This is a genomic window from Clostridioides sp. ZZV14-6387 (assembly GCF_020657835.1).
GTDB lineage: Bacteria > Bacillota > Clostridia > Peptostreptococcales > Peptostreptococcaceae > Clostridioides > Clostridioides difficile_A.
Genome location: NZ_JAGWCW010000104.1, coordinates 1 through 441, shown reverse-complemented (window position 1 = coordinate 441; position 441 = coordinate 1). Strand labels below are relative to the sequence as shown.

Below are 441 nucleotides of genomic sequence, written 5' to 3'. Positions count from 1 at the left end.
GACTACTAGGGGTATCTAATCCTGTTTGCTACCCACACTTTCGAGCCTCAGCGTCAGTTGGTGCCCAGTAGGCCGCCTTCGCCACTGGTGTTCCTCCCGATATCTACGCATTCCACCGCTACACCGGGAATTCCGCCTACCTCTGCACTACTCAAGAAAAACAGTTTTGAAAGCAGTTTATGGGTTGAGCCCATAGATTTCACTTCCAACTTGTCTTCCCGCCTGCGCTCCCTTTACACCCAGTAATTCCGGACAACGCTTGTGACCTACGTTTTACCGCGGCTGCTGGCACGTAGTTAGCCGTCACTTCCTTGTTGGGTACCGTCATTATCTTCCCCAACAACAGGAGTTTACAATCCGAAGACCTTCTTCCTCCACGCGGCGTCGCTGCATCAGGGTTTCCCCCATTGTGCAATATTCCCCACTGCTGCCTCCCGTAGG

General features: G+C 53.1%; 1 rRNA gene. It reads right to left on the bottom strand.

The features are described 5' to 3' along the window. Positions 1–441 (bottom strand): 16S ribosomal RNA (locus tag KGF38_RS20060); the annotation flags it as partial.